The following is a 9,859-nucleotide window of genomic DNA, read 5'->3' as shown; positions in this document are numbered from 1 at the left end:
CGGAACGACCACCGGAATAGGATGATCGTTCACAGCGTCCTCGCTGTATGTTTTCTTCAAAGGAACCTCGTCCCAACCACTAAGTGGCCGGAGACGGGGTATCAACATATCTGGCGTTGATTTTTGGCACGCTGTTGAGTTCTCAAGGAACGGACGCTTCCTTTGTACTCACCCTCACGGGCTTTCCTCCGGGCTTCCCTTCGGTCTTGCGTTTCCGACTCTATCAGACCGTTTCCGGTCCAGATTCCCTGTCGGAGGGGATTGTCAAGGGCTTTGGGCTTTCGCCTGTCGGCCTTTCGACATTCACTACGTTAGCCGATCCCCTCGGCAACTCATAATCGAGTTCCGCGAGTTCGAATTCAGGCATGCAGGCACGCCGAATGCGCCCTCAGCGAGGGAGAGTCGTAAGTAGTGGGTTGGCCGCTTCCGGCTGCTGGCGAATGCCGTACCCGGGTCAAGCGGCTCGGGCTACATTACGCACCCCCGCCATGGCGCGTCAACTTGACCGACGACTTGGCGTATGAGCCCGATAAGGGCTCACCGTCGGGTCGTTGGTGATCCAGAACCGCCATGGGTGGACCGCGCCCTCGCCGGACACCCCGGTGCGGGGACCGTTGCTTACCTGATGAGAGGGCACAGGAGTACCGGCCAGCATGCGCAAGGGTGTCTCCCCCGTGGTGCACGCGTCCGTGCCGTCCAGGGAGCGGTCGACATCCAGGGCGGTGGCCAGGCGGGCGGGTCCTTTGGCCAGTTCTTTGTCATTTCGGGCCGAGAGTCGACGTTTGCGAGCCAGCTCGGCGCCCTCGACGATCTCGCCGGCCCGGAGCAGGACCCCCCTCGCCGTGCCCTCCGGACCGCACACCAGGTTCATGCAGTGCCACATGCCGTAGGTGAAGTAGACGTACACGTACCCGGGCGGACCGAACATCACGCCGTTGCGGGCCGTCAGACCTCTGTATGCGTGTGACGCGGGGTCGTTGCCGCCGTCGTAGGCCTCGACCTCTGTGATGCGCAGGACGATCGAGCCGTCGGGCGTCGTGCGGACGACGAGGCGACCCAGGAGGTCTGGGGCGACCTCCAGTACAGGGCGGTCGAAGAACTCTCTGGGGAGTGGCATACGGTCCGGGGGCGCGATCATGGCGTCCGAGCGTAGTCCAGGCTCGCTTGTGCCAAGGGGTGGTCAAGGATCCGTCCGCTTGCCAGGGTGTGGCGCGGAACCGGTCGCGGTCGGATCGCGTTTGTAGGGATCAAGGGTCCATACGTAAAGGGAGAGTCATGGGGTTCAAGAAGCTGCTCGCGAGCCTGGGGGCCGGCGGGGCTTCGGTGGAGACGGTGCTGACCGAGGTCAACGTCGTTCCTGGTGGTGTCGTTCAGGGCGAGGTGCGGATCCAGGGCGGGTCCGTGAGCCAGGAGATCCAGGGGCTCTCGGTCGGGCTGCAGGCCAAGGTCGAGATCGAGAGCGGCGACCAGGAGTACAAGCAGGACATCGAGTTCACGAAGGTGCGCCTGGGCGACGCCTTCGAGCTGCAGGCGGGGGCCGCGCACACGGTGCCGTTCGGGCTGGAGATCCCCTGGGAGACGCCGGTCACGATGATCGACGGTCAGGCGCTGCGCGGGATGCACATCGGGGTGAGCACCGAGCTGGCGATCGCGCGGGCCGTGGACTCCAGTGACCTGGACCCGGTCAACGTGCACCCGCTGCCGGCGCAGAAGGCGATCCTGGACGCCTTCATCAGGCTGGGCTTCCGCTTCAAGAACGCGGACATGGAGCGCGGTCACATCCGGGGGACGCGGCAGAAGCTGCCGTTCTACCAGGAGATCGAGTTCTTCCCGCCGTCGCAGTACCGGGGCCTGCAGCAGGTCGAGTTGAGCTTCGTGGCCGATGAGAACGCGATGGACGTCATCCTGGAGATGGACAAGAAGCCGGGCCTGTTCAGCGAGGGCAGTGACACCTTCCGGTCGTTCCAGGTGGGCCAGCACGACTTCCACGGGACGGACTGGGCGGCGTACCTCAATCAGTGGCTGTCCGAGGTCGGCAGCAAGCGCAACTGGTTCTAGGCTCGGTGTCCACTGAAGAGACCGATCAGGAGGTACCGAGGTGACCGAGCTCAAGCGGCGACCGCTCCCCCATGACTTCCACCCGCCCGTGCCGTCGTTCACGGTGACGAGTGAGGACGTCGAGCCGGGGGCGACGCTCAAGGACGCTCAGGTCTACGCGGCCGGCAACACCTCACCGCAGTTGCGGTGGGAGGGCTTCCCGTCCGAGACCAAGAGTTTCGCCGTGACCTGCTACGACCCGGACGCCCCTACGGGGAGCGGGTTCTGGCACTGGACGGTGTTCGACATCCCGGCCTCGGTGACCGAGCTGCCGGCGGGTGCGGGCAGCGGCAAGTTCGAGGGGCTGCCCGAGGGCGCCGTACAGGTGCGGAACGACTACGGGTCGAAGGACTTCGGCGGGGCCGCGCCGCCGCCCGGGGACGGGTCGCACCGCTATGTGTTCACGGTGTACGCCGTGGATGCGGAGAAACTCGGTCCGGACTCGGACGTTTCTCCGGCGGTCGTCGGTTTCAACCTGCGGTTTCACGCCCTGGCGCGTGCCCAGCTGATCGGTGAGTACGAAGCGCCCGCAGAAGACTGACGTTCATTGAACGTTTGCCCGCCTCTGGTCTTGGAATTGATCAGAGGCGGGCATTTTTTATTGCGTTGTCCATCTCGGCGTGCCCGGCCAGAGTTGATCCAAGCCCGCCGTGCGGTGGGCCGGTTGCACATGGGAGGTGGGCTGGATGCGGGACACGCTGGTGCTGAACGCGAGCTTCGAGCCGCTGTCGACGGTGTCGTTGAATCGAGCCGTCGTTCTGGTGCTCCAGGACAAGGCTGTCGTCGAGCAGGCCCACCCCGAACTGCGTATGCGCGGAGCCGCGGTTGATATACCGGCCCCCCGGGTGATCCGGTTGTGCAGGTACGTGAGGGTGCCGTTCCGAAGACAAGCCCCGTGGTCGAGGCGCGGTGTGCTGGTCCGTGACCGGCACAGGTGCGCCTACTGCGGCAGGCGGGCGACGACGGTCGACCACGTGGTGCCGAGGGCGCAGGGCGGTCAGGACTCCTGGCTGAACACGGTGGCCTCGTGCGCGGAGGACAACCACCGCAAGGCGGCCCGGACTCCGGAGCAGGCGGGGATGCCGTTGCTGCGGCAGCCGTTCGAGCCGACGCCCGCTGACGCGATGCTGTTGGCGCTGGGGACCGAGGACTTCGACGCCTTGCCGGAGTGGCTGGTTCAGCCGGCCGCGTAGGACACGTGAACAGAACTGGGGCCCACCTCCCGCGGGAGGTGGGCCCCAGTGTCGTAGAACAGGTCTGTCAGTCGATGGACGGCTTCTCTCGGCGTTGGCGGTCCGAATTGCCGCCGGAATTGCCGGAGTTGCCTCCGTCGTTGCCCGAACCTCCGCCGAACGGGCCCATGTTGCCCATCGCGCCGGAGAGGCCCTTGAGGGCGTCGCCGATCTCGCTGGGGACGATCCAGAGCTTGTTGGCGTCGCCTTCGGCGATCTTCGGGAGCATCTGGAGGTACTGGTAGGAGAGGAGCTTCTGGTCGGCGTCGCCCGCGTGGATGGCCTCGAACACCGTACGGACGGCCTGGGCTTCGCCTTCGGCGCGCAGGGCCGCGGCCTTGGCCTCGCCTTCTGCGCGCAGGATCTGGGACTGCTTCTCACCTTCGGCGGTGAGGATGGCGGCCTGGCGCGTGCCCTCCGCGGTGAGGATCGCGGCGCGCTTGTCACGGTCGGCGCGCATCTGCTTCTCCATCGAGTCCTGGATGGAGGTGGGGGGCTCAATCGCCTTGAGCTCGACGCGGTTTACCCGGATGCCCCACTTGCCGGTGGCCTCGTCGAGGACTCCGCGCAGGGCCGCGTTGATCTCCTCGCGGGAGGTCAGCGTGCGCTCCAGGTCCATGCCACCGATGATGTTGCGGAGCGTGGTGACCGTGAGCTGCTCGATTGCCTGGATGTAGCTGGCCACTTCGTAGGTCGCGGCCCGCGCGTCCGTCACCTGGTAGTAGATGACCGTGTCGATGTTGACGACCAGGTTGTCCTGGGTGATCACCGGCTGCGGCGGGAACGGTACGACCTGTTCGCGCAGGTCGATGCGGTTGCGGATCGTGTCGATGAACGGGACGACGATGTTGAGTCCCGCGTTCAGTGTCCGTGTGTAGCGCCCGAATCGCTCCACGATCGCGGCACTTGCCTGCGGGATGACCTGGATCGTCTTGATCAAAGCGATGAAGACCAACACCACCAGGATGATCAAGACGATGATGACCGGTTCCATCGTGCTCCCCGTACCCTTCTCCGCCTCGGCGCTTTCGGAAGATCTTATGGTTGTTGAAGATCTTGCTGGTCGAGTCTGTCAGACCCTCGCGCAACTCGTGTGCTGTTCGGTTCAGTTGAGTCCTGCGAGGTCATCGGTCGAGTCCCGCGAGGTCAGATGACGATCGCGGTGGCTCCCTCGATCTCCACGACGTCCACCTCCTGGCCCGGTTCGTAGGCGCGGTCGGTGTCGAGTGCGCGCGCCGACCAGATCTCTCCGGCCAGCTTGATCCGGCCGCCGCCGGAGCCGTCGACGCGCTCCAGGACGACAGCCTGCTTGCCCTTCAACGCGTCCACTCCTGTGGCGAGTTGGGGCCGTTGGGAGCGGTGCCGGTTCGCGATGGGCCGTACGACCGCGATGAGCGCGACCGAGACGACGGCGAAGACGAGGACCTGGACGACGAGGTCACCGCCGATGCCCGCGGTTCCCGCCGCGGCGACAGCGCCCACGGCGAGCATGCCGAACTCCGGCATCGCGGTCACCACGAGAGGGATCCCGAGTGCCACCGCGCCGACGAGCCACCACACCCATGTGCCGATGTCGTTCACATGGTCAATGGTAGAGCTGCGGGTCCCGTCACGGACAGGGCGCATATGTCCCTGCACCCGCTTCTTACAAGGGAGTTCAGGCCATGGGGAGACCGTGCGCGGTCCAGCGGTCGCCGACCTGCTCGACGATCAGCGGGAGGCCGAAGCACAACGACAGGTTGCGGGCGGTGAGTTCGAGCTCCAGCGGGCCGGCAGCGAGGACCTTGCCCTGACGGATCATCAGGACGTGGGTGAAGCCGGGGGCGATCTCCTCGACATGGTGGGTGACCATGATCATGGAGGGGGCGATCGGGTCGCGGGCGAGGCGGCCGAGCCGGCGTACGAGGTCCTCGCGGCCGCCGAGGTCGAGGCCGGCGGCGGGCTCGTCGAGGAGGAGCAGCTCGGGGTCGGTCATCAGGGCGCGGGCGATGAGGGTGCGCTTGCGCTCGCCCTCGGAGAGGGTGCCGAACCTGCGGTCCAGGTAGTCGCTCATGCCGAGGCGGTCGAGGAAGGCGCGGGCGCGCTGCTCGTCGACGTCCTCGTAGTCCTCGTTCCACCCGGCGGTCATGCCGTAGGCGGCGGTCAGCACGGTCTGGAGGACGGTCTGGCGCTTGGGGAGCTTCTCGGCCATGGCGATGCCGGCGACGCCGATGCGGGGGCGGAGTTCGAAGACGTCGACCTTGCCGAGGGTCTCACCGAGGATGGTGGCGGTGCCGCTGCTGGGGAACAGGTAGCTGGACGCGACGTTCAGGAGCGTGGTCTTGCCGGCGCCGTTCGGGCCGAGGATGACCCAGCGCTCGCCCTCCTTGACCGACCAGGAGACCTGGTCCACCAGAGCCCGGCCCTCCCGGACCACGGTTACGTCCTCCAGCTCCAGAACATCGCTCATGAGCGCGCTGTCTCCCATTGCATCGTCGGCCTGTCTCGGCTGTCGCGTGCGCCGGTAGGCGCAGCCCTCGAAGAAATCTACGCCACCGGCCGGGCGGTCCATTCCATCGGTGGGGTCCTTAGGGTGGAGGGCATGCTTTCGGAACCACGTTCAGGACGCCTCGCCGCCTGGGGAAATGCCCTGTTGGCCGGGCTTGTCTCACCCGACGACGCCGTGCTCGCCATCGTGGGCGAGGACGCCGTGCACCGGGTGGAGGGGCTGCCGGGCGAATCGGCCCCCGTCGGACTCACCCTCGCGCTGGGGCGGCTGCGCGCCCTCGGGGCGACCGGGCTGCGCGTGGCGCTGCCCACCTCGGGACATCCGCTGGGCCTGAGCGGCCCGCCCGCGTTCAACGCGCGGGCCCTGGAGGCCGAGGAGGCGGTGATCTGCTACGGCGTCGCGCTCGGCCTCGTTCCCGAGGTGTACGAGGCCGGTCCCGCCGGTGACGTCCATGTCGAGGTCGTCTGGCACTGCCTGCCGGTGCGGGAGGCGCCGCCCGCCGATGTGCCCTCGCTCGGGGAGGCCGAGCGGGAGCTTGCGGAGGCGCTGCGGGACGCTACGGCGGTGTTGTCCCGGCTCGACGTGGCCGCGTCCGGGCCGGTGGCCGAGGCGGCTCTCGACGCGTATCGCGCGCGGGCCGAGCGGGGGCGGGAGGTGTTGGCGCCGGGGTATCCGCCGCGGGCGGTGCGGGTGTTGGAGCTGGCGCAGCGGGTGGGGTTGTTGGTGTCCGTGGCCTATGAGAGTGGGCATGGGGGTGCGGTGAGCGCGTCCGAGATGGCGGTGCGGGCGGAGGCGTTGCGGCCGGTGGAGCGGACGGCGCGGCGGGCGCAGGTCGCGGCGTACAACTCCGTTGTGGAGGAGCGGGAGAAGGGGGTGCGGTGAGCGTTTCCCTGCGGTGGTTGCCGTGTGGTGGTGTGGGCGTCTTCTGGGGGCTGCGCCCCCAGACCCCCCTTCGGCCCTGAAGGGGCCTCGTCCTCAAACGCCGGACGGGCTGAATTTGTGGGCCTGTGCTGAGAAGGTGCCGGACGGGCTGATTGAGATGGGCTGTGCGGAGAAGGTGCCGGATGGGCTGTGCTGGAGGAGCTCGGGCCCTCGCCGGCCATGGAAAAGGGCCCCTCGAGTCGTCGTTGACTCGTGGGGCCCTTCTCTACTGCTGTGGGTGTCAGCCGTTGACGCCCTTGTTGCCGAACGTGGGGTTCAGCAGGCCGATGACGTTGACGCTGTCGCCCACGACGTTGACGGGGACGTGGACGGGGACCTGGACGGTGTTGCCCGAACCGACACCCGGCGACTTCACGGCCGCGCCGTCGGCACCCGCGTCGGCGAAAGCGGCACCGGCGGACGCGCCGGCGGCGATACCGGCGACGGTGAGGGCCACGGCGGCCTTCTTGGCGATGTTCATGGGAAGCGTTCCTCCTGCGATTGCGTGACCGACCCGGCCGCGGGTCGTGCGCTGATCAACGGAGGCAAGGCCGAAAACGGCACGGACATGCGCGTTTGACTGCCCGTTCGGATCATTGGGGCGACAAGCCGACCAAATGGCCAGGTGACCAGGTGACGAGCGGACCGGCCTCCCAGGGAGTGCCCTGGGAGGCCGGAGGTCGGTCACTGTCGCGCGGCGACCTGCTTCAGCGGTTGAGGCCCAGGTTGCCGAAGGCCGGGTTCAGCACGCCGATGACGTTCACGCTGTTGCCGACCGCGTTGACCGGGACGTGCACCGGGACCTGGACGACGTTGCCCGAGCCGACGCCGGGCGAGCCGGTGGCCTGGCCGTTCGCCAGACCGTCGGCGGAGGCCAGCCCGGCACCGGCGGCGACCAGCCCGCCGGCCACCATCGTCACGGCCGCTGCCTTCTTCAGGTTCTTCACTTCTGAGCCCTCCTAGCGATCACCGCGGCAGGCGCCGCGGCACGCACTGGAGAACGGTGGAGATCCACAAAGGATGCGCCATTCGAGGGACATTCCCACGACGGTATGAATCTCAGTCCGGAACGAGACGCTCCGTGTTGCCGACTCGCCACCCCCGCGGTGCCGCTCACCTCGCCAGACCGTGGCGTACGGCGAACAGGGCCGCCTGGGTGCGGTCCGCCAGGTCGAGTTTCATCAGGATGTTCGAGACGTGGGTCTTGACCGTCTTCTCGGAGAGCACCAGGGCGCGGGCTATCTCGCGGTTGGAGCGGCCGTCGGCGATCAGGCCGAGCACCTCGCGCTCCCGCTCCGTGAGTGAACCGCCTCTGCCCTGCCCCGAGTTGGACTCCTCCTGGGACAACAGGACGCCGGCGACCTCGGGTTGGAGCAGGATGTGGCCCGCGTGGACGGAGCGGATGGCGCCGGCCAGGGCGTCCGGGTCCACGTCCTTGTAGACGTAACCGGCGGCGCCCGCGCGCAGGGCCGGTATCACCGTGCGCTGCTCGGTGAAGCTGGTGACGATCAACACGCGCGCGGGGAGGTCGAGTTCGCGGAGTCTGCGCAGCGCGTCGATGCCGTCCATGCCCGGCATCTTGACGTCCATGAGGACGACGTCGGGCTTCAACTCCTCGGTGCGGGCGACTCCTTCGGCGCCGTCGGACGCCTCGCCGACGACCTCGATGTCGTCCTGCACCTCCAGGAAGGTGCGCAGGCCCCGGCGGACGACCTGGTGGTCGTCGACGATCAGCACCTTGATTGCGTCAGCCACCGGGGACCTCCATCTCGATCGTGGTGCCCTTGCCGGGCGCAGATTCGACGCTCAGGGTGCCGCCGACGCCGTTCGTCCGGTCCCGCATGGAGACCAGGCCGAGGTGACGTCCCGCGCGGCGGATCGACTGGGGTTCGAAGCCGCTGCCGTCGTCGGTGATCCGTAGGACCGCTCCGCAGCCGCTTCGCTCCAGCGTCACGGTGACATGGTCCGCGCCGGAGTGCCGCAGCGCGTTGTGCAGGGCCTCCTGGGCGACGCGCAGCATGGCCTCCTCCTGGGCGGCGGGCAGGGCGCGGAAGCCTCGGCCGGTGAAAGTCACGCGCGCGGTGTGGGCGCGGTCGAGGACCTGGATCTGGGTGCGCAGAGTGGCGCTCAGTCCGTCCTCGTCGAGTGCGGCGGGGCGCAACTCGACCACTGCGGCGCGCAGTTCGTCGGCGGCCTCGGCGGCGAGCGCGGCCACCTGCTGGAGTTCGCCCTTGGCGCGGGAGGGGTCGCGGTCCACGAGGGTGGCGGCGGCCTGTGCGGTGAGGCGGAGGGAGAACAGCTTCTGGGCCACCGCGTCGTGCAGTTCGTGGGCGAGCCGGGAGCGCTCCTCGGCGATGGTCAGCTCGCGGCTGCGCTCGTAGAGGCGGGCGTTGGTGAGGGCGATGGCGGCGTGCTGGGCGAGGATGGAGAGGAGTTCCTCGTCCTCCTCCGTGAAGCCGCAACTGCCGTCCCGCTTGGGGCAGTTCTTGTTGGCGAGGAACAGGGCGCCGATGACCTCGTCCTCGTCGCGGATCGGCAGGCCCAGGAAGTCGGACATCTCGGGGTGGGCCGAGGGCCAGCCCTCGAAGCGCGGGTCCTTGCGCACGTCCGCGAGGCGTTCGGCCTTGGCCTCGTGCAGCATCGCGGCGAGGATGCCGTGCTGGCGCGGGAGCGGGCCGATGGCCTTCCACTGGGCGTCGCTGACGCCGTCGACCACGAACTGGGCGAAGCCGCCGTGGTCGTCGGGGACGCCGAGCGCGGCGTACTGCGCGTCGAGCAGCTCGCGGGCCGAGGCGACGATCGTCTTGAGGACGTCGCGCACCTCGAGATGCCTGCTCATGGCCAGCAGCGCGGAACTCACCGCCGCGAGGCCGGACCGTGGACCTTGACTCATGTCCTCACGGTACCGGCGGGGTGTGACACCGCGGATCGGGCCGGTGACGGCCGGCGTCTGGTCCGGAAGGCCTAGGGCGAAGGGCCCCGGTGGACTGCGGCCGGCGTCCGACGCGGCGGGGGCGGTCCCGTTCCTACGTTGGGGGCACGCCGACGGAGGCGTAGTGGACGAGGGGACGTGTGTCATGTCGGTAGCGATCATCACGGGGGCGTCCAAGGGGCTGGGGCG

At 68.3% G+C, this 9,859-nt stretch carries 12 protein-coding genes; 4 read left to right on the top strand and 8 right to left on the bottom strand.

All coding sequences use genetic code 11. The features are described 5' to 3' along the window. Positions 1-496: 496 nt before the first annotated feature. Entirely contained in the window at positions 497-1,138 is a 642-nt protein-coding gene (locus tag JHN63_RS40360; RefSeq protein ID WP_200690089.1) for a DNA-3-methyladenine glycosylase, read from the bottom strand. Between the two features lie 137 nt (positions 1,139-1,275). Between JHN63_RS40360 and JHN63_RS40355 the strand changes: the two genes are divergently transcribed. From JHN63_RS40355 to JHN63_RS40345, 3 genes are all read left to right on the top strand, one after another. Next, positions 1,276-2,058: a sporulation protein gene (locus JHN63_RS40355; protein ID WP_200690088.1), complete on the top strand. Its 783-nt coding sequence runs from the start codon at positions 1,276-1,278 to the stop codon at positions 2,056-2,058. Between the two features lie 40 nt (positions 2,059-2,098). Then, positions 2,099-2,638 (top strand): YbhB/YbcL family Raf kinase inhibitor-like protein, encoded by a 540-nt coding sequence (locus JHN63_RS40350; RefSeq protein ID WP_200690087.1) that lies wholly within the window; start codon positions 2,099-2,101, stop codon positions 2,636-2,638. A gap of 145 nt (positions 2,639-2,783) precedes the next feature. After that, positions 2,784-3,290, top strand: coding sequence for an HNH endonuclease (locus JHN63_RS40345; protein ID WP_200690086.1), 507 nt, complete (start codon positions 2,784-2,786; stop codon positions 3,288-3,290). Between the two features lie 67 nt (positions 3,291-3,357). On the opposite strand, the gene JHN63_RS40340 is transcribed toward JHN63_RS40345, so the two are convergent. The 3 genes from JHN63_RS40340 to JHN63_RS40330 all read right to left on the bottom strand — a co-directional run bounded on the left by JHN63_RS40340 (position 3,358) and on the right by JHN63_RS40330 (position 5,778). After that, positions 3,358-4,323: an SPFH domain-containing protein gene (locus tag JHN63_RS40340; protein ID WP_033286429.1), complete on the bottom strand. Its 966-nt coding sequence runs from the start codon at positions 4,321-4,323 to the stop codon at positions 3,358-3,360. Positions 4,324-4,475: 152 nt separating this feature from the next. Further along, positions 4,476-4,910: an NfeD family protein gene (locus JHN63_RS40335; protein ID WP_200690085.1), complete on the bottom strand. Its 435-nt coding sequence runs from the start codon at positions 4,908-4,910 to the stop codon at positions 4,476-4,478. Between the two features lie 76 nt (positions 4,911-4,986). After that, entirely contained in the window at positions 4,987-5,778 is a 792-nt protein-coding gene (locus JHN63_RS40330) for an ABC transporter ATP-binding protein (RefSeq protein ID WP_200690084.1), read from the bottom strand. A 132-nt stretch (positions 5,779-5,910) separates the two neighbouring features. On the opposite strand from JHN63_RS40330, the gene JHN63_RS40325 reads away from it, so the two are divergent. After that, positions 5,911-6,699: a hypothetical protein gene (locus JHN63_RS40325; protein ID WP_200690083.1), complete on the top strand. Its 789-nt coding sequence runs from the start codon at positions 5,911-5,913 to the stop codon at positions 6,697-6,699. Between the two features lie 280 nt (positions 6,700-6,979). On the opposite strand, the gene JHN63_RS40320 is transcribed toward JHN63_RS40325, so the two are convergent. From JHN63_RS40320 to JHN63_RS40305, 4 genes are all read right to left on the bottom strand, one after another. After that, positions 6,980-7,219, bottom strand: a complete 240-nt coding sequence (locus tag JHN63_RS40320) for a chaplin (RefSeq protein ID WP_200690082.1) — start codon at positions 7,217-7,219, stop codon at positions 6,980-6,982. A 226-nt stretch (positions 7,220-7,445) separates the two neighbouring features. Then, on the bottom strand, positions 7,446-7,685 hold the full coding sequence (locus tag JHN63_RS40315; protein WP_200690081.1) for a chaplin: 240 nt from the start codon (positions 7,683-7,685) through the stop codon (positions 7,446-7,448). A 166-nt stretch (positions 7,686-7,851) separates the two neighbouring features. Beyond that, a complete protein-coding gene (locus tag JHN63_RS40310; protein ID WP_200690080.1) occupies positions 7,852-8,493 on the bottom strand; it encodes a response regulator transcription factor in 642 nt (213 codons plus the stop codon). Then, positions 8,486-9,631 (bottom strand): GAF domain-containing sensor histidine kinase, encoded by a 1,146-nt coding sequence (locus tag JHN63_RS40305; RefSeq protein ID WP_200690079.1) that lies wholly within the window; start codon positions 9,629-9,631, stop codon positions 8,486-8,488. The genes JHN63_RS40310 and JHN63_RS40305 overlap by 8 nt, the downstream gene beginning before the upstream one ends. Positions 9,632-9,859: the final 228 nt, after the last annotated feature.

The organism is Streptomyces sp. MBT65, from assembly GCF_016612545.1.
Lineage (GTDB): Bacteria > Actinomycetota > Actinomycetes > Streptomycetales > Streptomycetaceae > Streptomyces.
The sequence above is the reverse complement of the archived record's forward strand: the minus strand, read 5'-3'. Positions and strand labels throughout refer to the sequence as shown.

Excerpts from the sequence above, each read along its gene's own strand:
- JHN63_RS40360 (WP_200690089.1), bottom strand. The coding sequence starts at position 1,138 with ATGATCGCGCCCCCGGACCGTATGCCACTCCCCAGAGAGTTCTTCGAC.
- JHN63_RS40355 (WP_200690088.1), top strand. The coding sequence starts at position 1,276 with ATGGGGTTCAAGAAGCTGCTCGCGAGCCTGGGGGCCGGCGGGGCTTCG.
- JHN63_RS40345 (WP_200690086.1), top strand. The coding sequence starts at position 2,784 with ATGCGGGACACGCTGGTGCTGAACGCGAGCTTCGAGCCGCTGTCGACG.
- JHN63_RS40340 (WP_033286429.1), bottom strand. The coding sequence starts at position 4,323 with ATGGAACCGGTCATCATCGTCTTGATCATCCTGGTGGTGTTGGTCTTC.
- JHN63_RS40330 (WP_200690084.1), bottom strand. The coding sequence starts at position 5,778 with ATGAGCGATGTTCTGGAGCTGGAGGACGTAACCGTGGTCCGGGAGGGC.
- JHN63_RS40325 (WP_200690083.1), top strand. The coding sequence starts at position 5,911 with ATGCTTTCGGAACCACGTTCAGGACGCCTCGCCGCCTGGGGAAATGCC.
- JHN63_RS40320 (WP_200690082.1), bottom strand. The coding sequence starts at position 7,219 with ATGAACATCGCCAAGAAGGCCGCCGTGGCCCTCACCGTCGCCGGTATC.
- JHN63_RS40305 (WP_200690079.1), bottom strand. The coding sequence starts at position 9,631 with ATGAGTCAAGGTCCACGGTCCGGCCTCGCGGCGGTGAGTTCCGCGCTG.